The 22,750-nt window shown below is 71.4% G+C and carries 19 protein-coding genes; 14 read left to right on the top strand and 5 right to left on the bottom strand.

From position 1 onward, the window contains the following. Positions 1–32: 32 nt before the first annotated feature. Positions 33–3,785, bottom strand: coding sequence for a family 78 glycoside hydrolase catalytic domain (locus tag BLW57_RS37110; protein ID WP_093480063.1), 3,753 nt, complete (start codon positions 3,783–3,785; stop codon positions 33–35). 281 nt (positions 3,786–4,066) lie between these two features. On the opposite strand from BLW57_RS37110, the gene BLW57_RS37115 reads away from it, so the two are divergent. From BLW57_RS37115 to BLW57_RS37135, 5 genes are all read left to right on the top strand, one after another. Continuing rightward, positions 4,067–4,870, top strand: coding sequence for a thioesterase family protein (locus BLW57_RS37115; protein WP_176985863.1), 804 nt, complete (start codon positions 4,067–4,069; stop codon positions 4,868–4,870). Between the two features lie 100 nt (positions 4,871–4,970). Next, positions 4,971–5,213, top strand: coding sequence for a hypothetical protein (locus BLW57_RS37120; protein WP_176985864.1), 243 nt, complete (start codon positions 4,971–4,973; stop codon positions 5,211–5,213). A 62-nt stretch (positions 5,214–5,275) separates the two neighbouring features. Next, the gene (locus tag BLW57_RS37125; RefSeq protein ID WP_256339702.1) at positions 5,276–5,737 is read left to right on the top strand and encodes an ATP-binding protein; all 462 of its coding nucleotides are present in this window, start codon (positions 5,276–5,278) and stop codon (positions 5,735–5,737) included. Positions 5,738–5,931: 194 nt separating this feature from the next. After that, entirely contained in the window at positions 5,932–6,690 is a 759-nt protein-coding gene (locus tag BLW57_RS37130; RefSeq protein WP_093480064.1) for an IclR family transcriptional regulator, read from the top strand. Positions 6,691–6,808: 118 nt separating this feature from the next. After that, positions 6,809–7,984, top strand: coding sequence for a PP2C family protein-serine/threonine phosphatase (locus BLW57_RS37135; protein WP_176985865.1), 1,176 nt, complete (start codon positions 6,809–6,811; stop codon positions 7,982–7,984). A gap of 129 nt (positions 7,985–8,113) precedes the next feature. Here BLW57_RS37135 and BLW57_RS37140 read toward each other — a convergent pair whose 3' ends face one another. Further along, on the bottom strand, positions 8,114–8,539 hold the full coding sequence (locus BLW57_RS37140) for an ATP-binding protein (protein WP_093480065.1): 426 nt from the start codon (positions 8,537–8,539) through the stop codon (positions 8,114–8,116). A 199-nt stretch (positions 8,540–8,738) separates the two neighbouring features. Between BLW57_RS37140 and BLW57_RS37145 the strand changes: the two genes are divergently transcribed. Then, positions 8,739–9,506: an IclR family transcriptional regulator gene (locus BLW57_RS37145; RefSeq protein WP_093480066.1), complete on the top strand. Its 768-nt coding sequence runs from the start codon at positions 8,739–8,741 to the stop codon at positions 9,504–9,506. Between the two features lie 42 nt (positions 9,507–9,548). Next, positions 9,549–11,063 carry a glycerol kinase GlpK gene (gene glpK / locus BLW57_RS37150; protein ID WP_093480067.1) on the top strand — a complete coding sequence of 505 codons (1,515 nt, stop codon included), beginning with the start codon at positions 9,549–9,551 and terminating at the stop codon, positions 11,061–11,063. 107 nt (positions 11,064–11,170) lie between these two features. Here glpK and BLW57_RS37155 read toward each other — a convergent pair whose 3' ends face one another. Next, positions 11,171–11,647, bottom strand: coding sequence for an SRPBCC family protein (locus BLW57_RS37155; RefSeq protein WP_093480068.1), 477 nt, complete (start codon positions 11,645–11,647; stop codon positions 11,171–11,173). Positions 11,648–12,117: 470 nt separating this feature from the next. Between BLW57_RS37155 and BLW57_RS37160 the strand changes: the two genes are divergently transcribed. The 5 genes from BLW57_RS37160 (at position 12,118) to lexA (ending at position 18,806) form a co-directional block, all read left to right on the top strand. Next, positions 12,118–12,717, top strand: a complete 600-nt coding sequence (locus BLW57_RS37160; protein WP_256339704.1) for a DUF4344 domain-containing metallopeptidase — start codon at positions 12,118–12,120, stop codon at positions 12,715–12,717. A 183-nt stretch (positions 12,718–12,900) separates the two neighbouring features. Continuing rightward, positions 12,901–13,833 carry an ABC transporter ATP-binding protein gene (locus tag BLW57_RS37165; RefSeq protein ID WP_093480069.1) on the top strand — a complete coding sequence of 311 codons (933 nt, stop codon included), beginning with the start codon at positions 12,901–12,903 and terminating at the stop codon, positions 13,831–13,833. After that, entirely contained in the window at positions 13,830–15,185 is a 1,356-nt protein-coding gene (locus tag BLW57_RS37170; RefSeq protein ID WP_093480070.1) for an ABC transporter permease, read from the top strand. Before BLW57_RS37165 ends, BLW57_RS37170 begins: the two co-directional genes overlap by 4 nt. Positions 15,186–15,189: 4 nt before the next feature. After that, the gene (locus BLW57_RS37175) at positions 15,190–17,949 is read left to right on the top strand and encodes an alkaline phosphatase family protein (protein WP_093480071.1); all 2,760 of its coding nucleotides are present in this window, start codon (positions 15,190–15,192) and stop codon (positions 17,947–17,949) included. Between the two features lie 185 nt (positions 17,950–18,134). After that, positions 18,135–18,806, top strand: a complete 672-nt coding sequence (gene lexA / locus BLW57_RS37180) for a transcriptional repressor LexA (protein ID WP_093480072.1) — start codon at positions 18,135–18,137, stop codon at positions 18,804–18,806. Between the two features lie 56 nt (positions 18,807–18,862). On the opposite strand, the gene BLW57_RS37185 is transcribed toward lexA, so the two are convergent. Continuing rightward, complete coding sequence (locus BLW57_RS37185) at positions 18,863–19,294, bottom strand: hypothetical protein (RefSeq protein ID WP_093480073.1); 432 nt, start codon at positions 19,292–19,294, stop codon at positions 18,863–18,865. A 244-nt stretch (positions 19,295–19,538) separates the two neighbouring features. Between BLW57_RS37185 and BLW57_RS37190 the strand changes: the two genes are divergently transcribed. Then, entirely contained in the window at positions 19,539–21,152 is a 1,614-nt protein-coding gene (locus BLW57_RS37190; RefSeq protein WP_093480074.1) for a phospholipase D-like domain-containing protein, read from the top strand. 120 nt (positions 21,153–21,272) lie between these two features. Here the strand turns inward: BLW57_RS37190 and BLW57_RS43190 are convergent, their stop codons facing one another. Continuing rightward, positions 21,273–21,542, bottom strand: coding sequence for an AAA family ATPase (locus BLW57_RS43190; RefSeq protein WP_218138124.1), 270 nt, complete (start codon positions 21,540–21,542; stop codon positions 21,273–21,275). Between the two features lie 225 nt (positions 21,543–21,767). On the opposite strand from BLW57_RS43190, the gene BLW57_RS37195 reads away from it, so the two are divergent. Further along, positions 21,768–22,553 (top strand): transglutaminase domain-containing protein, encoded by a 786-nt coding sequence (locus tag BLW57_RS37195; RefSeq protein ID WP_093480075.1) that lies wholly within the window; start codon positions 21,768–21,770, stop codon positions 22,551–22,553. Positions 22,554–22,750 lie beyond the last annotated feature (197 nt).

Below are 22,750 nucleotides of genomic sequence, written 5' to 3' on the forward strand. Positions count from 1 at the left end.
CCGGCCGCCGGAAGGGCGCCGTGCCGGTCCGGTCAGACCGGCGCGGTGAAGGTGTAGCTGCCCGCGGGCACGTGATAGGTCGCCGAACCCGTCGGGACGGCCTGGGCGGGGGCTGTGATCGACTGCGGTCGGGACGTGGGGACCGTGACCGCGGCGAAGGTGTTGGCCGGCACCGTCACCCGCAGGGTGAGCTGGGTGCCGGTCACCGACCAGGTGCTCGCCGCGGTGCCGAAGGGCGTGTCGTAGGTGCAGTCGGCGGAGGTGAGCCCCCCGCCCGGCCGTGGAGCGATGCGCAGGGAGGCGTAGCCGGGGCTCGCGGGGCCGAGTCCGCCGACGTACCGGTAGAGGAAGTCACCGACCGAGCCCAGGCCGTAGTGGTTGAACGAGTTCATGCCCGGATCGTTGAAGGAACCGTCGGCACGGATGCCGTCCCAGCGCTCCCAGATCGTGGTGGCACCGTGGTCGATCATGTAGCCCCAGCCTGGGAAGCCGCGTTGCAGCAGGATGCGGTACGCGGTGTCGGCGTGCCCGTGGTCGGCCAGCACGGGCAGCAGGTTCTCGACGCCGAGGAAGCCCACGCTGAGGTGCCCGCCGCTCGCGGTGACCTTGGCGGCCAGCTTGTCCGCGGCCGGCTGGACCAGGGACGCCGGGAGCAGTTCGAAGGCCAGGGCCAGCACATAGCCGGTCTGGGTGTTGCCGCGCACCGTGCCGTCGCCGGAGACGAAACGGGCGCTGAAGGCGGCCGCCACCTGGTCGGCGAGCCGCCCGTACGACGTGGCCTCGGCCTTGCGGCCGGTGGCGGCGGCCATGTGCGCGACCAGCCGGGCCGACCGGGCGAAGAAGGCGGTGCAGATGACGTCCTGGGCGGTGTTGTCGTCGACGTTGAGCCAGTCGCCGTAGGTCTGCTGATTGCGTATCAGGTCACTGCCGGCGGTGCCGCGCAGGTAGTCCACCCATTTCGCCATGGCCGAAAAGTGTCGGTCGGCGACGGTGAGGTCGCCGAAGCGCTGCCACAGCGTGTAGGGGATGATCGTGCCCGCGTCGCCCCAGCCGGCGGTGCCCGAACCGTTGATCACCGCGGGAGCGACATCGGTGAAGGCGCCGTTGGACTGCTGGGCGTCCACCAGGTCGTCCGCGAATTTGGCGAAGAAGGTGTGGGTGTCCAGGTTGAACGTGGACGTCGCGCAGAACGCGGCGATGTCGCCCGTCCAGCCCAGACGTTCGTCCCGCTGGGGGCAGTCGGTCGGGATGGAGAGCATGTTGCTGCGCTCGCCCCACACGATGTTGTGCTGGAGCCGGTCGAGGAGGGGCTCGGAGGTCTGGAACGAGCCCGGCTGTCCCGCGTCCGTCCACGCCGCGCGACCGGTGACGGTCGACTCGTCGGGTGTGAACCCCTCGGGCAGGCCGGTGAGTTCCACGTAGCGGTAGCCGTGGACCGTGAACCGGGGCTCGTACGTCTCCGCGTCCCCGGTGCCGGCGAGGGTGAACCGGTCGGTGGCCTGGGCGGCGCGCAGGTTGGCCGTGTACAGCGTGCCGTCGTGATCGAGCACCTCGCCGTGCCGGACGGTGACCGTCGTACCGGCGGCCCCGCGGACCGAAATGCGGTTCCAGCCCGTGAAGTTCTGCCCCAGGTCGAAGATCCACACCCCGGTCTTCGGCTGGGTGACCGACACGGTACGGAACTCGTGCTGCACGGTGACCCCATTGTCCACCTGGGCGACCAGGTGGGGCGCGGTCCCGTCCCGTACGGTCGCGGGGGCCCAGCCGCTGTCGTCGAAGTCGGCCGCGTCCCAGCCGTCGACGTGCAGACGGGCGTCGTAGGACTCGCCCTGGTACAGATCGTCCGCGGTGATGGCCCCGGTCGCCGTCCTCCAGTTGCCGTCGGTCGTCACCCACTGGGTGGTGCCGTCGGTGAAGGTGAGAAGCAGCTGTGCCGAGTACCAGGGCTGTGTGCCGTACCGCTGGCTGCCGGCGAAGCCCAGGCTGCCGGAGTACCAGCCGTTGCCCAGCCAGGCGCCGAGCGCGTTCCTCCCCTGGCGGATCCGCTCGGTGACGTCGAAGACCTGGTACTGCACACGTTTGGTGTAGTCGGTCCAGCCGGGGGCGAGCACGTCGTCGCCCACCCTCGCACCGTTGAGCCGGGTCTCGTGCAGCCCGAGCGCCGTCGTCAGCAGCCGGGCGGACGCCACCGGTCTGCGCACGGTGAAGGTTCCCCGCAGGAGCGGCGCGGGCCGCACGACGCGTACGTTCGATCCCCACGGCCCACCGCCGTAGGGCGCGACCACCCGTACGGCCGGCCAGCTCCGGTCGTCGTATCCCGTGCCCTCCCAGCCGGACGGCGCGTCCCGGTACGACTTCCACGAGCCGTCCGTCACCACGGTGGGACCGCCGGTCACCGTCAGCTTGGCGATCAGACCGGCAGGGGACTGGCTCGAGTTCCGGCTCGCGATCGCGATCGTGTTGGCGCCACTGGTGAGTTGGGCGGTGACATCGACGAGTGCGGCGCTCTTCCACGAGTCGGTCACGCGTGTCGAGGCGCTCACCAGCACTCCGTTGACCCAGACGTCCGCCGTGTCGTCACCGGTCACGATCAGCGTGGCGCCGGCCGGTGGGCCGGTCACCGTGAAGGTGCGCCGGAAGTACCGGGTCTCGACGGGGCGTCCCGCCCCGGGATCACCCTCCGGGTACCAGATCCACGCGGCCCCCGACAGGTCCGGTCCCGGAGGCCGGCCGATGAACGCGGCCCGCCACTCGTCACCGGCCGCCGGCAGCCCGGTCTCGAACCACTGGCGGTCGCTCCAGGCGCTCGCCCGGCCCCGGGTGTCCCACACGCGTACCCGCCAGAAGTAGCGGGTCAGGCCGGCGAGGTGCCCACCCGCGTAGACGAGGTCGACCTGCCGGTCGGACGCGACACGGCCGCTGTCCCACACGTCGCCCGTGCCGTCGGCCGTCGACGAGACCTGGATCTGGTACGCCGCCTGCCGCTGCTGCGGTGCCGTCGAGTCGAGTTTCCAGCCGAACCGCGGCTTCGCGGCGTCGACGCCGAGCGGACGCGTGCGGTGCTCCACGGTGCGGGCGGCCACGCTCAGCGGTGACGCGCCCGAGAGGTCGGGAGCGGCCACGGCGGAGTACCAGGGGGCGATGCCGTAGGCGCCCAGGTCCCGGGCGGCGGACCAGCCGTCGTCGCCGGAGCCGGGCTGCTCCCACCCCTCGGTCACCGTCCTGGCGGCCGACCAGCGGGCGTCGGTGACGACATCGGCCGTGCCGCCGGCGGTCTGGACCCGCAGCCGCCCGATGACGCCGGCCGGCCCGCCTTGATTCCGGCATGCCAGCGCGAGGGTGTTGGTCCCGGACGTCACGGCGGGACGCAGGTCCACGTAAAGGGAGTCTCGCCATGAGTCGGCCACTCGGGGGGAGGCGGCCAGCGGCTTTCCGTTGAGCCACACGTCGACCGTGTCGTCCCCCGTGACGACGAGATGGGCGTCGGTCACCTCGCCCTCGGCGACGGTGAACCGGGTGCGGAAGTAGCGGTGCCCGGTGGGTGCGTCGCTGCGCGGATCCCCTTCCGGGTACCAGATCCACCGAGCGGGGGACAGGGCGACGGGTTCGGCGTCCGACGGGCGGGCGGCCGCCTGGGCGCGGCCGGAGAGCGCGCCGAAGGTTCCGGCGGTGAGGGCACCCACGGCGAGTGCCGATCCCGTGCCGAGGAAGTGGCGCCGGCTGAGCGGCTGCCGGTCCTTCGATGCGGACGCGTCCGGTGCGGGGGGTGTGGGCTGACCGGCCAACGGAGTACTCCTTCACTCGGGCGGGGCGGAGCGGAGTGGGGCCAAGAGGGATTGAAACGTTTCAAACGCTTGATGCGGTCGCAAACTAGGGGAGTTGTCGGTGGTCCGTCAAGAAGTGGGAACGCAGCTTTCCAGCCGGTTCCGGGCGGGCGCGGGCGACGGCCGGAGTGCGGTCCGGGCACACCGGCGCGGGTGACCGCGTCGCCGTTTTCCCCTGCCGCAATGAGCAAGCGCTTAGTAACATGGGCGACGGATGATCCACGCGACAGGGAGGAACCGCCATGACGCCGGTGCCGGAGGCCGAGGCCTTCTACGTACGGGAAGCCGCCGACCGGTTTTCTCCCACCGCCTGCACGCGGGGTCCCTGGGACGCGGACTCCCAGCACGCGGGCCCCCCGGCCGCCCTGCTCGCCCTGGCCGTCGACGAACGGCCGGGCGCCCGGCCGGACATGCGGATCACCAGGCTCACCTACGAGATCACGCGCCCGGTCCCGATCCGTCCGCTGACCGTGACCACGCGTGTACTGCGTGCCGGGCGCAGCGTCGAACTCGTGGAGGCCGTGGTCGCACCCGACGGCGGCCCGGAGGTGATGCGGGCGACGGCCCTGCTGATGAAGACCGTGCCGGGCTCGGTGCCGGAGGTGGCGCCGGGCCGCCGGGTGCCCGGGCCCGAAGCCGCGCCCGCGAAGGCGTTCTTCCCCGTTCCGTGGGACCAGGGCTACCACACGGCCATGGAGGTGCGCTTCGCCGCCGGGTCGTTCCTGGAGGCGGGCCCCGCCACGGCCTGGATGCGCATGCGGGTCCCGTTGGTCGCGGGCGAGGAGATCAAGCCCCTCAGCCGGGTGCTCACCGCTGCCGACTCGGGCAACGGCGTCAGCGCCGCGCTGGACTTCCACCGCTACGTCTTCGTCAACGCCGACCTCACCGTCGGCCTGCACCGCCACCCCGAGGGCGAGTGGGTCTGCCTGGACGCCCGGACGATGGTGGACGGCGCGGGCATCGGCCTCGCCGCATCGGAGCTGCACGACGAGAAGGGCCCGCTCGGCCGCAGCACCCAGAGCCTGTACGTGGCCGCCCGCGGCTGAGGCGGCCGGACCGGTCCGGCCCGCCCCGGCCCGGAAGGGTGCCGCCCGGGCGGTGGCTTCGACGGGCGGCGGGCCACGCCGGACGCGTAGGCTCGGGTACGTGGCAGACATCCCCGATGAGCTGATCGCGTTGGAGTGCACCGCCGAGGCGGCACGCGCTCGTCTGGCGGGCCTGACCGGTGACGAGTACGAGGCGCAGGTGCGTCGCTGGCGCGCCGCGCAGGACGCCGTACAGGCGGCGATCGGCGCGCACGCCGAGGCCACGGGCGCCGGCCGGACGGACGTGGAGCGTGCGGTGCAGCGGGCGGTGCGGTGCGCGCAGGAGGATCCGGCCGTCGAGTAGCCGGGGACGGCGGCCCGGCTCTTCCGCGGGCGGTCGGGGCCGGGCGGGGAGGGCTGGGCGCGGTGGCCGAACTGGTGGTGTTCGTCGGCCTGCAGGCGTCGGGGAAGTCCACCTTCTACGAGCGGTGCCTTCGCGACGGTCACGTGCGGGTCGGCAAGGACGCCTTCCCGCGGTCGGCCCGGCAGCAGAAGCGGCAGATGCGGCTCGTGACGGAGGCGCTCGCGGCCGGGCGGTCCGTGGTGGTCGACAACACCAACCCCTCACCAAAGGAGTGGGACCCGTTGCTGGCCGCGGCCCGCGCCCACGGCGCCTCGGTCAGCGCCTACTGGTTCCCGCCCGACCTCGCGGGCTCGCTGCGCCGCAACGCCGCGCGCACCGGACGCGTCCGGGTGCCCGACATCGGCGTCCACGCCACGCTACGACGCCTGCGCCGACCCACGCCGGCCGACGGCTTCGACGCGGTGTACGACGTCCGGTTCGACGGACGGGGAGGCTTCCAGGTGCGTGTGCCGGAGGAGCCCTGATGCTCCCGGCCGGCGGCGCAAGCGTTCGTTGTCGGCAGAGAGGCGCCGCAGCGGACAGGGAGAGGCTGTCGGCGCCGGTCGACGGGGCGTACCCGACGCGTCGGCCGGAACGAGGCTCCCCGTGTCCGGCGGCGGCGCACCCGAGGCGATCGGCGTGTCTTGCCAGTGCACGGTGCCCGGCGCAGGCTGGTGTCATGGGCGGTCAGGACGGCCCCACGCTCATCAGTTCCGTACAGCGCGCCTTTCGCCTGCTGGAAGCGGTGAGCGCGCACGAGAACGGTGCGCCGGCCAAACAGCTGGCGCGCGAGACGGGGCTGCCCCTGGCCACCGCGTACCACCTGCTGCGCACGCTGGTCCACGACGGATACGTGCGCAAGCTCGCTGACGGCGGCTTCGTCCTGGGCGACAAACTGCAGGCCCTGCACGTCGCGGGACGCGATCAGGCGCTCCTCAGCCGCGTCCGCCCCACCCTCGCCGCGTTGCGCGACGAACTGGCGACCGCCACCTACCTCACGTTCTACGAAGAGGGCGAGATCAGGGTCGCCGAGATCGTCGACGGCCCCCGGGCGCCCCGCGTCGACCTCTGGGTGGGGTTCGAGGACGCCGGGCACGCCACCGCCCTCGGCAAGTCCGTGCTCCGCGAGCTGGACGAGGAGTCCCGCCGGGACTATCTGTCCAGGCACCACCTCTCCGACCTCACCCCGCGGACGATCACCAGCCGCCCGGAACTGCTCCGCAGGATCGAGGGGTCCCCCCTGGCCCCGGCCGTCACCGACCTGGAGGAGTACGCACTCGGCACGGTGTGCGTCGCCGTACCCGTGTACTGCGGGGACACGCTCGGCTCGCTCGGCGTCTCGCTGCCCGTGGAGCAGCACTCCCGGCTGCCGGAGATCCGGTCCCGTCTGCTCCCCACCGCGGACCGCGTCACCAGGAGCCTCTCGCTCACTATCTGAAATCCCGCTCCTTGTGAGCACCTCACCCGAACCCGTTTGCTTGAGTACACGGACATTTCGGGAACACCTTCCGCCTCTCGGGGGGTGTCCGTCGTACAGGTGAGGATCGCGCGGACCCATGAGCCACACCCGAGACCCTGGTCACGGCCACCGCCCCGGGTGGCCGTTCGGCAACGAGGTGGGCAGGTCCGGTTCCTGGTTGCGAGGGCGGGCCGCCCCGCAGCTCGCCGCCGGCCTGCCGGTGCTGCCGGTGCTGGTCGTGGTCGGCATCGTGATCGTGGACGCCGTCGGCGGCGCCGGGATGATCTGCCTTCCGGTCCTGGTCGTCGGGCCCGCGCTGGCGGCCGCCACGAACGGGCCGCGCGGTGTCCTCCTCGTCGGCCTGCTCGCCGCCGCCCTGGGCGTCGCGCTCGGCAGTGACGGCCTTCCCGGCCGCGAACTGTCGGCGCTGCTCGCGGCCCTGCTGGCCGTCACCCTGGCCAGCTGCCTCGCCAGCGCGCTGCGGCGGCGCCGGGAACGTGTGCTCGCCGCCGTCCGCTCGGTGGCGGAGGCCGCCCAGCAGGCCCTGCTGGCGCCCGTCCCGGAGACGGTGGGTCCGTTCCAGGTGGCGGTCCGCTACAGCGCGGCGGCGGCGGAGGCCCGTATCGGAGGTGATCTCTACGCCCTGGTGCCCACGCCGTACGGGGTCCGGCTGATCGTCGGCGACGTGCGGGGCAAGGGGCTGCCGGCCGTGGGCACCGCGGCGCTCGTGCTCGGTGTCTTCCGCGAGGCCGCCTACGACGAACCCGACCTCCTCGCCGTCGTCGGCAGGATCGAGCGGAGCCTCGCGCGCAACCTCGGCACCGACGACTTCGTCACCGCGGTGGTCGCCGGTTACCCGCGCCCCGGGGAACTGGAAGTGGTCAACTGCGGACACGGACCCCCGCTGCGGATATCCCCCTCCGGCGAGGTCGACGCGGTGCACCCCACCCATCCCGCTCCGCCGCTCGGGCTGCGCGCCCTGTCCGGCGAGGCGCCGCGCCTCCAGCGCCTGTCCCTGGCCGACGGGGACCAGCTGCTGCTGTACACCGACGGGGTCACCGAGGCCCGCGACCACACCCGCGAGTTCTATCCGCTCGCCGACGGCCTGGCCCGGCACGTCTCCGACGATCCGGCCCGCACCCTCACCGGGCTGCACAACGAGCTGCTGGCGCACGTGGGCGGCCGCCTCCACGACGACGCGGCTCTGCTTCTGCTGCGCAAGGAGCCCGTGCCGCAAGCGGCACTCTGCGCACAACCGGCACCCTGCTCGTAACCGGCACCGTGCTCGTGACCGGCACCGTGCTCGTGACCGGCCGGGAAGGCCGAGCCGAGGCAAGGCAGCCGGCATGGAGAAGCCGGCCGGGCCCTGGGGATCGTAGGGCCCGGCCGGCTGGTCTGGGGGTCAGTGCGTGACGAGGTCCGCCCATCGGCTGAAGCCTCCCGCGTGGGCGCGTATCCCGTGCCGCGCGGCGAGCGCGTGCACGATCTCCTCGCCGCGCCCGTGCTCGTCCGGGTCGAGGCCCAGTCCGGGCTGGCCCGCCGGGAGCGCGGGCCCCGCGTCGGTGACCTCGACGCGCAGCGTGCCGGAACCGTCGAGCTGGACCCACGACAGCCGCAGTACGGCCGGGGGTACGGCGTGGATCAGCGCGTTGGTGACCAGTTCCGACACCACGAGGAGCGAGTCCTCGACGATCTCGGGGGACACGTTCCATTCGGCGAGGACCGCGCCCACGCGCCGGCGAACGGCCGAGACGGCCCCGGCGACGTGCGGCAGCGGACAGACATGCTCGCATGCCTCCCGAACCAGCGTATCCAGCTGTATCGCCATGCTTGTCTCCTGGGTGATCACCGCCCCGGTGAGGGGGCGCCGGGCCGAGGCAGGATGCCGACCTGTATGCACGCTAGGAAGTGGAACGGTGGCGGTCAATGAACGGCGGTCGGCATTACCGAACACCGCATTTCGGAAGTAACGAAACCGCCGTCATGCACGACCGGCGAACCCCTCCCGGCAGTAATAGGCTCGCTTCATGGCCGGACCGGTCCAGTCGATCGAACGGGCGGCGGCGATCCTGCGTCTGCTCGCCGGGGGACCGCGCCGCCTCGGGCTCGGCGAGGTCGCGGCGTCACTCGGTCTGGCGAAGGGCACGGCCTACGGCATCCTGCGCACCCTGCAGCACGTGGACTTCGTCGAGCGGGACGCGGCGACCGGGAAGTACCAGCTCGGAGCCGCCCTCCTGCACCTCGGCACGAGCTACCTGGACGTCAACGAGCTCAGGTCCCGCTCGATCAACTGGGCCGACGCCCTGGCCGCCCGTAGCGGGGAGGCCGTACGCCTGGGCACCCCGCTGGAGGGCGAGGTCCTCGTCATCCACCACGTCTTCCGGCCGGACGACACCCTCCAGACCCTGGACGTGGGCGCACTGCTGCCGATGCACGCCTCGTCGCTCGGCAAAGTACTGCTGGCCTACGGGACCACGTCCCTGGAGCCGGCCAAGGACGTGGAGCTGGAGGCGTACACGCGGCACACCCTGGTCCTGCCGGAGCAGCTCGGCCGGGCCCTGACGGAGGTCCGGGAAGTCGGATGGGCCGCCGAGATCCAGGAAATGAGCATGGGGGAGGCGGGGCTCGCCGCGCCGATCCGCGGGCACGGCGGCCTCGTCGTCGGTGCCATCGGCCTGTCCGGCCCGGTGGAGAGGATCTGCGACAGCCAGGGGCACCCCCGGTCGAGTCTGATCACCCTGCTCCGAGAGGCCGCACGGGCGATCTCCAGAGAGCTGGGCGCCGCCCGCTGGTAGGCCCGGCCCGCTCGTCCCCGACCGCCAGGAGGCAGACCGGTCATGGTGGAACGGTACGTAATGTCCATCGATCAGGGCACCAATTCCACCCGATGCATTCTCTTCGACCACCGCGGGCGGCTGGTGTCGGTCGCCCAGCACGAACACCAGCAGCACTTCCCCCGGCCGGGCTGGGTCGAGCACGACGCCGTCGAGATCTGGCACAACCTGCAACGCGTGGTCCCCGAAGCGCTGTCCGTCGCGAGTGTCGAAGCGGACCGGATCGCCGCCGTCGGACTCGCCAACCAGCGGGAGACCGCCGTGGTCTGGGACCGGCGGACGGGCGCCCCGATCGGCAGGGCCATCGTCTGGCAGGACACCCGCACCGCGTCCCTGGTGGACGAGCTCCGGCGGGACCCCGGCGACGAGTACTTCATGGAACGCTGCAGCCTGGTGCCCTCCACCTACTTCTCGGCGCTACGGCTCCGCTGGCTGTTCGACAACGTCAAAGGGCTGCTGGAGCGCGCACGGGACGGCGAGGTGCTGTTCGGGACGATGGAGAGCTGGCTGATCTGGAACCTCACCGGAGGTCCCGACGGCGGACTGCACATCACCGACGCCACCAACGCCAGTCGCACCATGCTGATGAACATCCGCACCCTCACCTGGGACGACGAGCTGCTGGCGCTCTTCGGCGTGCCCCGTCCGATGCTGCCCGAGATCAGACCGTCGGCCGAGACCTACGGGGAGGCACGCTCGCTGCTCCCGGGTGTCCTCATCACCGCGGCCCTCGGCGACCAGCAGGCCGCCCTCTTCGGCCAGACCTGCTTCTCCCCGGGCGAGGCCAAGTGCACGTACGGAACGGGCAGCTTCCTGCTGCTCAACACCGGCACGGAACTCATCCGGTCCCGGCACGGACTCCTCACGACCGTCGCGTACAAGATCGGGGACCAGGCGCCGGTCTACGCCCTGGAGGGCTCGATCGCCGTGACCGGCTCCCTCGTCCAGTGGTTCCGCGACCGCCTCGGCCTGATCAGCAGCGCGCCCGAGATCGAGACCCTCGCCCGGACCGTCGAGGACAACGGCGGCTGCTACATCGTGCCCGCCTTCTCCGGCCTGTTCGCACCCCGCTGGCGCAGCGACGCGCGAGGCGTCATCGTCGGCCTCACCTCGTACATCACCAAGGGCCACCTGGCCCGAGCCGTCCTGGAGGCCACGGGCTGGCAGACCCGCGAGGTCGTCGACGCCATGAACGCCGACTCCTCGGTCGCGCTGAAGCAGCTCAAGGTAGACGGCGGGATGACGGCGGACAACCTGCTCATGCAGTTCGTCGCCGACGTGCTCGACGTCCCCGTGGTCCGCCCGATGGTCGCCGAGACGGTCTCCCTCGGCGCCGCCTACGCCGCGGGCCTCGCCGCCGGCTACTGGCCGGACCTCGAAGTGCTGCGCCGCAACTGGCACCGGGCCGCGCAATGGCTGCCCGCTATGGACCCCGGCCGGCGGGAGTACGAGTACGAGGACTGGCAACGAGCCGTGGAACGGTCCCTGGACTGGGTGAGACAGCCACGAACCCCGTGACCCTCCCCCCACGGCTGGGCTCTCCTCCACCTGCCTGCGGACGTACGACCGCCCCGGCAGCCGCCTGGACCGCCGGGGCGACCGTGAACCCGTGGTGCTCGGAGCGGTCAGCGGGAAGGACCCGCGTCTCCGGGCCGGATCCGGCCACGCCAGGCACCGGACTCCGCCCCGCGCTCCTCGATGTACCGCTTGAACCGCTTCATGTCTCCCTTGACGCGCCGGTCGATCGTGCCGAGCAGGTCCGCGGCCTTCTCCGCCGCCCCGCCGGACTGCACCTCCATCACCAGCTCCACCCTGGTGTGGTCGTCGTCCAGCCGCTCGAAGTGGACCATGCCCCGCTGGCTGGTGTCCCCGGTGGTGGTGCGCCAGGTGATGCGTTCGTCGGGAAGCTGGTCGACGATCTCGGTGTCGAACTCCCGCCGTATTCCGCCGATCTTCGTGGTCCAGTGATTGTGCCGGTCGTCGAGCTGCCTTACCTCCTCGACGCCTTCCATGAACTGCGGGAACTGGTCGAACTGCGTCCACTGGTTGTAGGCCGTGTGCACCGGGACGTCGACGTCCACCGCTTCTTTGACCGTGCTCATCTGTGTGCCTCCGTTGTCGCCGGGCGACTGGGGAAGGCCCGCCGGTCCCGACGGACCCGCGCGACGGGTACCCCGCCGGCCGAGGGTGACGACCGCGGTCCGAGATCCGCTCCCGTCACTCGTCCCGTTCCGGCGAAAGTGCCTGAACTGGATCTTTCCGGAGGTTGATCAGCGTGTGGTGCAACGGTGGGCGGTCGGCTGCGACGAGTGCCGTTCTCGCCGGGGCGGTGCTCGTCTCCTGCCTCGCGGCCGCCCCGGCCGTCGCCGGCGACGGCAAGGACGACGCGCACGGCAGGGTCTCGGTCGTCCACCGACCGGGTGAACGAACGGGTCGCGCTCCCGCACGACCTGACCGTGAAAGTCACCGGCAAGGTGCCCCCAGGGGTCACGGAAGCGGTCACCCAGCCCGACGGCAGGACGATCTACGTACCCCCGGCGTTCCTGACCCAGATCGAAGGCGTGCCCGGGGGGTGGTCGAGACCGTCAAACGTCCCGCGGTCCTTCCGCAGGCCCGGTACGACACCCACGACCCGACAGCGCTCTCGGTGCAGTTCGTCCTCGGCCACGAGCTGGGGCACGCCCTGCGGCGCCGGCTCCAACTGGCGAACCTCGGCTTCGAGGAGGATGCCGCGGACGGGTTCGCCTCCTTCTCCACCGTCAACGACTCCGGAGCCGGCCCGTCGCCGGCGGCCGCCCTCCTCTTCGACCAACTCGCCCGTGACGAAGGCGAACTGACACTGGAGGGGCTCTCCAGCGATCACCCCGTCACCCAGCAGCGGGTCTTCGCCTTCCTCTGCCACCTGGCGGGAAGCGACCCGAAGAAGTACGACGACCCCCTGGTCGGCGCGGGCTACCTGCCGAAGACCCGTGCCCTGTTGTGTCCGCAGGCATGGGCGATGTTGGACCACGGCTGGTGGACCCAGCTGCAGCCGCATTTCACCCGAGGCGTTCGAGGAGCGGGGGGACAGGGCGCGGGCGAAGGCACACGAGCTCCTGGTCGCGGAGACGAAGGCCCTCGCGGACGAGCTCGACGAGATCCGCACCGGGCAGTGAGCCCGACTCGCCGGTAGGGCACAGCACTTCGTACGAACTGGGTGCGTTCCGGGTTTGCCCGTGTGCGATGCGAAAACAGCCAATCGTGCGGGCGACTTGCCGACGCCTTGACGATCCGTTCCCTGAGCGTTCAACTGACTGTCTGTGTATGCGTTGTGTGTGCTCCCTAAGGTTCCTGAGCGTTGCGGAAGAAGGGACTCATGGACGCACTCCTAGCGGTCCGGGCGCGCGGGATCACCAAGTGCTTCGGCGAAGTCGTCGCACTCGACGGCGTCGACCTGGATGTCGGACAGGGCCGGATCCACGGTCTCGCCGGGCCCAACGGCGCCGGTAAGACGACCCTGTTGGGCCTCCTGCTGGGTCTGGCCGTCGCCGACGGCGGCCGTCTCGACATCCTCGGCACCACGGTCGGCCGGGCGCTCTCGGCCCCGGAGGGTGTCGCCGGCTTCGTGGACGGGCCAGGCCTCTACCCTTCGCTCACCGCCAGGCAGAACCTCGTCGCACTGGCCGCCCTGCATGGCCGTGACAGGCGGAAGGGCATCGACGCTGCGCTCGAACAGGTCGGCCTCACCGATGTCGCCGACGACCGCACCCGTGGCTTCTCGCTCGGCATGCGCCAACGGCTCGGCCTGGCCGCCGCCCTGCTCACCAGGCCCCGGCTGCTCGTGCTCGACGAGCCCTCCAACGGCCTCGACCCGGCCGGCAAGAAGCATGTGCACGGCGTCCTCGGCCGGCTGGCCGAGGCCGGAACCGCCGTCGTGCTGTCGAGCCACCGCATGGACGATCTCGAGGTGTTGTGCTCGGACGTCACCATCCTCGCCACCGGCCGGGTCGTCTTCTCCGGGCCGCTGGGCAAGCTGGCCGCCGAGAACGGCGAACTCGACTACCGGATCCGCACGTCCGACCCCCGGACCGCACGCCGACTGGCCGCCGACGCGCCGGGGGTCGTCGTCGAGACCGGGACACGGCCCGGCGACGAGGCCCTCGTCGTCCGCGCGCTGGTGGCCGCCCTCGACGAACTGGTGGCGCGGCTCGTGCGGGCGGGAGTCGCCGTGCGGGAGCTCGCCCCCGTGGTGTCGCCGCTGGAGGCCGCGTTCCTCGCCCTCACCGAGCAACAGGAGGCCGGCCGATGAGCGCGACCGCCGTGGAGGACGACGTCGCCCCCGCCCGCCGCGTCCCGGTTTCCCGCGGCTACCGCTTCGAACTGACCAAACTGGTCGCCCAATGGCGGATCCGCCTGCTGGTCCTCGCCTGCTGGGTCGCACCGGCGCTCTTCGTCGCCGGGGTGAGCCAACAGGGCACCCTCCCCTCCGACACCCTTTTCGGCCGCTGGATGCACGCCACGGGATGGGCCGGACCGCTGGTGGTGCTCGGTTTCGCGGGTACCTGGGCACTCCCGCTGCTGACTTCGGTGGTCGCCGGCGACGTCTTCGCCTCCGAGGACCGGCTCGGCACCTGGCGCCATCTGCTCGTCGCGGTCCGCTCGCCGCGGCGGATCTTCGCGGCGAAGGCACTCGCCAGCCTCACCGTCATCCTGCTTCTCGTGGCCGGCCTGGCGTGTTCCAGCGTGGCCGGCGGGATCGCTGCGGTCGGCAACCAGCCCCTGGTCGGCCTCGACGGCCACCTGCTGGCACCGGGCGAGGCCGCGGGGAAGGTGCTCCTCGCCTGGGTCTGCGTGATCGCCCCCACCCTGGCCCTCGCCGCGATCGGTCTGCTCGGGTCGGTCACGCTGGGACGGTCCCCGATGGGCCTGCTGCTGCCCGCGCTCGTCGCGTTCGTCATGCAGCTCGCCCAGATGCTGCCGCTGCCCGTCGCCGTACGGATCGCACTGCCCAGTTATGCGTTCATCGCCTGGAACGGTCTGTTCACTCACCCGGCACAGCTCGGTCCGCTGCTGATCGGCGTCACGGTCAGTCTGGTCTGGGCCGTGCTCGCGACGGTACTGGCCCATCTGCTCTTCCTACGACGCGACTTCACCAACCCGGGCTACGACGGCTCCGGGCGCCGTGCGGTGACCGCGGGCGTCCTGCCCCTCGCCGGGCTGACCGCCGTGACGGTCGCGGTCGTCTCCGTGACGACCGGGGCGGAGGGGTCCGGCATCGAGCAGGACAAGGTGCAGCGCTCGGTCGCCACGGCGTTCGCGCACCTCTACCGGCTGCAGACCGACGAGCTCAACCGCCCGGACGTCGCCGAAACGCAGCTGAAGGCCACGGCGACGTGCGACAAGGGCAGTGTCAGGGTCGCCGCCGAGGGGCCGGGCAATGACTGGCGGTGTGTCGTCTCCTGGCACCTCCCCGGTGTCGAGGCAGTGGGGTCGGCCATCTACCAGCTGGACGTCACCCCGGACGGTCGTTTCATGGCCGACGGCGACGGACCGAAGGAAGTGAACGGCTACTTCCTGGTCCGCACCCCGACCGGGGACGCACCCAACCCGCTGTGGCAGTTCGACGGCAACGTCGAGCTGCTCGCCCCGTCGAAGGGATAACTCCATGCAGGTAACACGCCGTCGTCGGCGTGTCGGGAAGGACGACCTGCCCGGCCTTCTCGGTAGACGCATCGGTCGCCGGATACCTCTGGTGACAGCAGGCACCACGGCTCTCGCCCTCGTGGCAGCCGGTGTCGCCTTCGCCCAGACCCACCAATTCGGTACCGACCAGGTCGGCCAGACGACCGACCGCGGTCAGGTCGTCTCCAGCGACCAGTACATCGCCCCCTACGGCGACCGCCTCGTCGTCGACAACGGCAAGATCATGTCGTCCTCGGTCAGCCCGGACGGCAGCCACCTCGCCGCCTCGGTCACCGACGGCGGCAGCGCGCTCGCCGTCGTCGACCTGAAGGACTGGAAGGTGCAGCAGCTCGTCGGCACCTCCGCGGCGTCGACCCCGCGACTGAGCAGCAACTCAGTCGGCCAGGAAGGCCCCACCTACTCGCCCGACGGCTCGCAGCTGTGGCTGGGCCAGACCGACGGCTACACCAGGTTCACCGTGAACCCGGACGGCAGCGTCGCCGACCCCAAGGCCGTGAGCATCCCGGCGGACGGCGCCAAGCACGCGCTGGTCGGCGAGGCCGTGTTCTCGCCCGACGGGTCCACCGTGTACTCCGCGGTCAACGGCCAGAACAGGGTGGTCTCCATCGACGCGGCGACCGGCGCCGTCAAACAGACCTGGGCCGTCGGCAACGCCCCGCGCGACATGGCCCTCGTCGGCTCCAAGCTGTACGTCGGCAACGAGGGCGGGCGCCCGGCGAGGCCCGGCGACACCACCATCAACTCGTACGGCACCCAGGTGCCCGCCGACCCGAAGACCGCCGCGACCACCACCGGCACGGTCAGTGTCATCGACGTGGCGCACCCGTCGGCCTCCGTCGAGAGCATCGACGTAGGACTGCACCCGACCGCCCTGTACGCCAAGAAGGGCGCGCTGTTCGTCACGAACACCGCCACCAACGACGTGTCGGTCGTCGACACCGCCACCGACGAGGTCGTACAGACCATCGCCACCCAGCCGTGGCCCGAGGCGTCGGTGGGCTACGAGCCCGACGGGGTCACCCTCACCGACGACGGCCATCTGCTGGTGACGCTCGGCCGCGCCAACGCGGTCGCCGTCTACCGGTACAAGTCCCCGCAAGAGCCCGTGAGTTATGTCGGGCTGCTCCCGACGGACTACTTCCCCGCGGAGATCGCCACCGTCGGCGACCAGGTGGTGGTCTCCAACACCCGCGGTGTCGACGCCCGCCGCCCCACCACCAGCGGTGGTCACGGCACGCACGACACGACGTCGAGCGTGCAGCGGTTCACGCTGCCGCGCGACAGCGTCGTCCGGTCCCAGACGGCCAAGGTCTTCCAGCAGAACGGCTGGACCCCGGGCTCGGTCAAGCTCACCAAGGGCCACGGCAAGGCGCGGCCGGTGCCGGTCCCGGCGCGGCTCGGCGAGCCCTCGACGATCAAGCACGTCTTCCTGCTCGTCAAGGAGAACCGGACCTACGACCAGGTCTTCGGTGACGTCCCGGAGGGCAACGGGGACCCGTCGCTGGCGCAGTTCGGTGCGAACGTCACGCCGAACCAGCACGCGCTGGCCGAGCAGTTCGGCCTGTACGACAACACCTACGACATCGGCACGAACTCGGCCGAGGGCCACAACTGGCTGATGCAGGCCGACGACCCGGAGTACACCGAGTCCTCCGCGGGCGAGTACGCGCGCAGCTACGACACCGAGGACGACGCCCTGGGCCACCAGCGGACCGGGTTCATCTGGACGGGTGCGCAGGCGGCCGGCAGGTCCGTGCGCGACTTCGGCGAGTTCCAGCAGTTCCTGACCAAACCGTCGGGCGCGAGCTGGCAGAACCTGTACTGCGACGCCAAGAACATGGCGTCCACCGGGCAGGACACCGCCTACCCGCTGAACTCCTCCTCGCCGATCCCCTCCCTCAACGACGTGTCCGTGCACGGGTTCCCGAAGTTCGACACCAGTGTCCCGGACGTCTACCGGACCGAGATCTGGAAGCGCGACTTCGAGCGGAACGGGCCCGCGAACCTCAACATGTTCTGGCTTTCCAGCGACCACACCGGCGGTCCCGCGGGCGCGGCCGCCCAGGTCGCGGACAACGACCTGGCGGTCGGCCGGATCGTGGACGAGATCACGCACAGCGAGTACTGGAAGGACTCCGCGATCTTCGTCGTCGAGGACGACTCCCAGGCCGGCCTCGACCACGTCGACGGCCACCGCGCCCCGATCCAGATCATCAGCCCCTGGGCGCGGCACGGCGGTGTCGACAGCCGCTACTACACCCAGATCACCGTGATCCGGACCATTGAGCAGATCCTCGGGATCCACCCGATGAACCAGAAGGACAGCGCGGCCAGCCCGATGCGCGGGGCGTTCACCCGGCACCCGGACTACACGCCGTTCGAGGCGCTGCCCAACCGGACCTCCCTGACCGACGGCCTGAAGACCCCGCCGTCCTGTGGCCTGGACACCCCGGCACCGCAGGACCCGCACGCGGCGGCCGTGCCGTCGGCGAAGGTGCCGGCGGACAAGCAGGCACTCGCGGCGAAGTGGGACAAGTGGAAGTCGAAGCAGCGGCTGACCGGACCCCACGCGGTGCCCGACTTCGCCAACCCCGCACAGATGAATCACCTCACCTGGTACGAGACGCACGAGTGGCGGAAGCCGTACCCCGGCGAGCACAGGATCTACGCGCCGGATGACGTACCGGGCGCCTACCTCCCCTCGGCGGAGTCCGACGGCTGACCCGTCCGACCGCCCCGGGGCCCCTGTCCGCCAGCACGGCCGGGCAGGGGTCCCGCCCGTTCCCGCTCCCGTCCCGGCGGCTCCGGCACACCCCTCCGGCGCCACCTGACCGAAAGACTGTTCCCTTTGACGGGGTGTGCCAGGTAGGGTCGTGCTCTGAGCGATCTTGTACGGAGGTGCCCCGGATGCACGACAACACACGCACTCGCCGGGGCAGGCCACCTGGGAGCCGCGCGCCGGAGGGTGAACTCACCGTCCGCCAGCAGGAGATCGTCCGGTTCATCGCCCGTGCCGTCCGGAGCCAGGGCTATCCACCGTCCATGCGGGAGATCGGCGAGGCCGTACAGCTCGCCAGCACCTCCTCGGTCGCCCATCAGCTGATGGCCCTCGAACGCAAGGGCGTCCTCTACCGCGACCCGCACCGGCCCCGCGCCTACCGTGTGCGGCCCTCCTGGGCCCCCGATCTCGACGCCCGGGGTCAGACGCCGGTCGACGTACCGCTCGTCGGCCGCATCGCCGCCGGCGCGCCCCTGCTCGCCGAGGAGATGGTGGAGGACGTCTACAGCATGCCCCGCCAGGTGGTGGGCGAGGGCGAGCTGTTCGCACTGACGGTCTCCGGTGACTCCATGATCGAGGCCGCGATCTGCGACGGCGACATCGTGACCGTGCGACGGCAGGACAGCGCGGATCACGGGGACATCGTCGCCGCACTCCTGGACGACGAGGCCACGGTGAAGCAGTTGCGGCGCCGGGACGGGCGGGTGTGGCTCATGCCGCGCAATCCGGCGTACGAGCCGATCCCCGGCGACCAGGCACAGATCCTCGGCAAGGTCGTGGGCGTCCTGCGCGTGCTCTGAGGCCGGCCACCGGGTCCGGACGGGACCCGGGGCGGCCGACCGCTGTCAGCCCGCGGTCACGGCGAGGCGGGAGGCGAGGTCCGGCCCGCGGCCTTGTAGGCGGGCGGGAAGGTGAGTTTCAGACCCTGCTCCTCCCCGTGCACGCTGAGCACGGTCTGCAGTCCGAGGCCCAGCAGCGCCTTCTTCACCGGTGCGGCGGCGACCAGTTCGCGCGGCAGGGCCATCAACAGCTTGCCGGGCCGGCCCGTGGTGGTGCTCGCGTCGAAGAACATCAGCCGCCGGTCGGTGAGCGCCCAGTACATCGGACGCGGCTGGACGGTGGCGATGACCGTCCCCGCGGTGAGGGCACCCACCAGCGCGGTGGTCAGCACGCGGCGTTTCACGGAGACCGAGCCGACCTTGGCGAGGGAGGTGGCCTCGACCTGCTCGCCCTCGACGAGCAGGGGGGTGACGGACTGGAGCAGTTGCTGCCTGCGCCGGGTGTTCATGAGGGTCCTTGCGGTGTTCCGAAGGCACGCAGGTGCGCCGTGCCGGTGCGCGTGGCGGATGCGCCGGTGACGTTACGGGCGATCACCCTGCGCCCGAACCAAGACCATGTCATGAATCCTTAAAGCCGCAGGGAGCGCGGCCGCGACCGGCTCGTCGGGTGGCGGTTCGCCAGCCGGTCGCCGAGCGGCGGCCCTTGCCGGTTCCCTGGCCGAGGGGGCCTGTACTCCCTGGTAACTTCTGGTCATGATCATTTCGCTCCGCTTAACCCGACCCGCCTGCGCCGCGGCGACCGCCGCCCTCGCCCTGGCCGTGCTGCCCGCCACGCCCGCCACCGCGGCCGACCCGGCGACTCCGCATCTCGACGCGGTGGAACGCACGCTGCGCGACGTCTCGCCCGGCCTCGAAGGGGACGTGTGGGAGCGGACGAGCGGCAACCGGCTCGACGCCCCGGACGACGACCGGACCGGATGGCTGCTCCAGACTCCCGGCTGCTGGGGCGACGACGCCTGCGAGAACCGCACCGGCACCGAGCGCCTGCTGGCCAGGATGACCCAGAACATCGCGCGGGCCACGCGAACCGTCGACATCTCCACCCTCGCGCCCTTCCCGGACGGCGCGTTCCAGGACGCCGTCGTCGCGGGCCTGAGGTCCGCCGTCGCGTCCGGCCACCACCTCAAGGTCCGGGTCCTCGTCGGTGCCGCGCCCGTCTACCACATGAACGTGCTGCCCTCGAAGTACCGGGACGACCTGCGCGGCAAGCTCGGCCCGGCCGCCGACGCCGTCACGCTCAACGTCGCGTCGATGACGACGTCCAAGACGGCCTTCTCGTGGAACCACTCCAAACTCCTGGTCATCGACGGCCGGTCCGCCATCACCGGCGGCATCAACGACTGGAAGGGCGACTACCTCGACACCGATCATCCGGTCACCGACGTGGACCTCGCCCTGACCGGCCCCGGCGCCGGTACGGCCGGCCGCTACCTGGACCGGCTCTGGAAGTGGACCTGCGACAACAAGGGCAACGTCGCCGCCGTCTGGTACGCCGCCTCAGCCGACGCGGACTGCATGGCCGGCATGGAGCAGGACACCAACCCCCGTGCCGTCGGCCCTACGGGTGACGTACCGGTGATCGCCGTAGGCGGTCTCGGCGTCGGCATCCAGCACGCCGACCCCGCCTCCACCTGGCGTCCGGCCCTGCCGGGCACGTCCGGAACCCGCTGCGGGATCGGTCTGCACGACAACACCAACGCCGACCGTGACTACGACACGGTCAATCCCGAAGAGAGCGCCCTGCGTTCGCTGATCTCCAGTGCGACCGGCCACATAGAGATCTCGCAGCAGGACCTCAACGCGACCTGCCCCCCACTGCCCCGCTACGACACCCGTGTCTACGACGCCCTCGCCGCCAAGCTCGCGGCCGGTGTCAAGGTACGCATCGTCGTCAGCGACCCCGCCAACCGTGGCGCCGTGGGAAGCGGTGGCTATTCGCAGATCAAGTCCCTGTCCGAGATCAGTGACGTGCTGCGCGACCGGCTCGCCCGGGTCACCGGCGACGGCCGCAGCGCCACGGCGGCACTCTGCTCGAACCTCCAGCTCGCCTCCTTCCGCGGCTCGGCGAGCGCGAAGTGGGCGGACGGCCACCCGTACGCCCAGCACCACAAGCTCGTCTCGGTCGACGGCTCCGCGTTCTACATCGGCTCGAAGAATTTCTACCCGGCGTGGCTGCAGGACTTCGGCTACATCGTGGAGAGCCCCGACGCCGCCCGGCAGCTCGACACCGAACTGCTGACCCCGCAGTGGACCCACTCCAAGGAGGCCGCCACCGTCGACTACGAACGGGGTCTGTGCAACATCTGACCCGTCCGGCCGGGCGGCCGCCTTCTCCGGGCGCCCGGTGGCTTCGCGGTCACCGGAGGCCGTCGCGACGGCACTCCCGAGCCCACCGAGAAGCGGCCCGTCTCCAGGCCGGCGGCCAGTTCAGCGGTCGTCCGCTCCACGGTCCGGGCGCTGGAATCGATGCATGACCTTCTGCACGACATCGTTCTGCGATTCGGCCTCCGGGAGACAGGGCGGTACGAATCCGGAACGGATCCAGACGAAGAAGGTGTCGGTGTGCATATGGACGGTGGGTCGCCCCGCCGTGCCGGCCAAAGCCTCGGCCACGGTCGACTTTCCGGCTCCGGGCGGCCCACCGAGCAGGACGAGCCCACCGATCGGGGAATCTCCACGTGCGTCCTGCTTCGACAATTCCTGGTGGCCTGTTGGGGATGCAGGGGGAGCCTGAGCGGAAGAACTTGCGTCAGGGAGCGGGTCGGGTGAGGTGGGTCACGGCAGCCCGAGGGCCGGGCCATGCGGCTCCGGGGAGGGCGCGTCCGGACGCGCACGATCCGGCCCGCGGGATGTAGTTGAACGCGTTCAAAATTCCTGTCACCATGCGGTCTGTCGGCCGGACACTGGCGAGAGGACCCCGACATGACGAGCTCGCTTCTCACCCCGCGAGGCCGTGTGCGCACGCCTGCGGCGGACGGAGCCGTGGCCGCGGGGAGCACGGCCGCGACGCGGATCCTCGACTGGCGGCATCCGGAGGTCTCCGCGCTGCTTCGGAAGATCGACGTGCCGGAAGTCCCGGCTTCCGCCCACCGGATCACGGCTCTGCGCCGGGCTCACCGATGGATCGCGGCGGCGGTGCGGCCGGTGTACTCGGTTCGGGACGAGCTGCCGGTGTCGGAGGTGCTGCGCCGCCGTCGGGGTTCATGCAGTCAGCGGCTGGCGGTGCTGGAGTCCGTGGCGCGTGCGTCGGGAGTGCCCACGCGGGTGCGTGGTCTGCTGGTCGACGGACGGTTCTGGTATCCGCGCTTTCCCCGGTTCCACCGGTTGGTTCCGGACCAAGTGGTCCTCGCGTGGCCGGAGTTCCGGCTGGACGGACCGTCGTCGGCCGGCCGTCGCGGCGCGCCCTGGTTGACGGTCTCCGAACTCTTCGGTGGACTCGACGAGTTGGGCGTCGCGGGCGGTGGCGGCTTCACCAACGCCGGCGCGGAGACCCTCTTCGAGGCGTTGTCCAGGACGGCCGTCGACTGGGACGGCGCGACCGTCTGCCCGGCCGGCGGCGCCGGGTGCGACCTGTCGGGGTACGTCCTGGCCGACCTCGGCGAGTTCGACTCACGTGACGAGCTCTTCACCCGTCACGGGCAGACCCTCTGCGGGATGGCGAGACTGCTCGCCGAGCCCGTCATGAGCCGCCGTTCCGCGGGCGCCTAGCGCGGCGTCGCGTACGGCCCACACCGGCTCTTGCGCGTGTGCGGCCGTGTGAACGGCCGGGGCGCGACGGTTCGCGCGCGGAAGGGGCTCGGCCGGCGCTCTGCCGGTACGCTGCTGGTCGTTCGAACGAACAAAAAGCCTTGCTTGACAGGTACGCGACAGTAGGGGGTGGCGCGGTGCCGAACGACCAGGGAGCC

The sequence above is a fragment of the Streptomyces sp. 1222.5 genome, from assembly GCF_900105245.1.
Lineage (GTDB): Bacteria > Actinomycetota > Actinomycetes > Streptomycetales > Streptomycetaceae > Streptomyces > Streptomyces albidocamelliae.

Bases quoted from the DNA above. Each gene is read 5' to 3' on its own strand.
- BLW57_RS37175 (WP_093480071.1), top strand. From the start codon at position 15,190: ATGCAGGTAACACGCCGTCGTCGGCGTGTCGGGAAGGACGACCTGCCC.
- BLW57_RS37185 (WP_093480073.1), bottom strand. From the start codon at position 19,294: ATGAACACCCGGCGCAGGCAGCAACTGCTCCAGTCCGTCACCCCCCTG.
- lexA (WP_093480072.1), top strand. From the start codon at position 18,135: ATGCACGACAACACACGCACTCGCCGGGGCAGGCCACCTGGGAGCCGC.
- BLW57_RS37145 (WP_093480066.1), top strand. From the start codon at position 8,739: ATGGCCGGACCGGTCCAGTCGATCGAACGGGCGGCGGCGATCCTGCGT.
- BLW57_RS37190 (WP_093480074.1), top strand. From the start codon at position 19,539: ATGATCATTTCGCTCCGCTTAACCCGACCCGCCTGCGCCGCGGCGACC.
- BLW57_RS37130 (WP_093480064.1), top strand. From the start codon at position 5,932: ATGGGCGGTCAGGACGGCCCCACGCTCATCAGTTCCGTACAGCGCGCC.
- BLW57_RS37170 (WP_093480070.1), top strand. From the start codon at position 13,830: ATGAGCGCGACCGCCGTGGAGGACGACGTCGCCCCCGCCCGCCGCGTC.
- BLW57_RS37115 (WP_176985863.1), top strand. From the start codon at position 4,067: ATGACGCCGGTGCCGGAGGCCGAGGCCTTCTACGTACGGGAAGCCGCC.
- BLW57_RS37135 (WP_176985865.1), top strand. From the start codon at position 6,809: ATGAGCCACACCCGAGACCCTGGTCACGGCCACCGCCCCGGGTGGCCG.
- BLW57_RS37140 (WP_093480065.1), bottom strand. From the start codon at position 8,539: ATGGCGATACAGCTGGATACGCTGGTTCGGGAGGCATGCGAGCATGTC.
- BLW57_RS37195 (WP_093480075.1), top strand. From the start codon at position 21,768: ATGACGAGCTCGCTTCTCACCCCGCGAGGCCGTGTGCGCACGCCTGCG.
- BLW57_RS37165 (WP_093480069.1), top strand. From the start codon at position 12,901: ATGGACGCACTCCTAGCGGTCCGGGCGCGCGGGATCACCAAGTGCTTC.
- glpK (WP_093480067.1), top strand. From the start codon at position 9,549: ATGGTGGAACGGTACGTAATGTCCATCGATCAGGGCACCAATTCCACC.
- BLW57_RS37155 (WP_093480068.1), bottom strand. From the start codon at position 11,647: ATGAGCACGGTCAAAGAAGCGGTGGACGTCGACGTCCCGGTGCACACG.